Raw genomic sequence first — 538 nt, 5'->3', positions numbered from 1 at the left:
CCCGCGAAGGTCGTGAACCAAACTATCACGGAGGTTGCTGACGGATCCGGATCGAGCGAAGCGAGCGTCTTGAGGTTCTGTAGAGACATCAAATTTTCGAGCTTCCAGCGTTTCAAACTGGCATTGGGGATCGAACTCTCCACTCACCAGACAATCAGACACGCCAGCCCGTCTGGTGACGTCATCGACGACACGCTGTCGACGGCCATCACCGCGCTCAAGCAGACAAAGGACCTGTTGAATCACGCCGCTCTCGAATTGGCGGCAAAACAGATCATACGAGCAAAAAGCATAGATCTGTACGGGTTCGGCGGCTCTGCGAATGTGGCCCGATACGCGCATTACTTGTTTGTTCGATTCGGACTGGTGTCGCGCGTGCTGGACGACCCACATCTCGCCGTCATGAGTGCAGTGAATCTCGGGCCGAAGCAAGTCGCACTGGCAATTTCGGAATCTGGCTCGAGCAAGGATACAATCAACTCACTTATGGCGGCCAAGGCGGCTGGCGCATTTACCATCGCAATCACCTGTCATATAC

At 54.8% G+C, this 538-nt stretch carries 1 protein-coding gene; it reads left to right on the top strand.

The window, feature by feature from the left end:
• Window positions 1-12: 12 nt before the first annotated feature.
• The coding region (locus tag EN780_RS37125; protein ID WP_245500275.1) for a MurR/RpiR family transcriptional regulator at window positions 13-538 on the top strand (526 nt) is incomplete at its 3' end.

The organism is Mesorhizobium sp. M4B.F.Ca.ET.089.01.1.1, from assembly GCF_004022605.1.
Taxonomy (GTDB): domain Bacteria; phylum Pseudomonadota; class Alphaproteobacteria; order Rhizobiales; family Rhizobiaceae; genus Mesorhizobium; species Mesorhizobium abyssinicae.
Note: the sequence above shows the minus strand (reverse complement) of the source record. Positions and strands in the feature narration are given on the sequence as shown.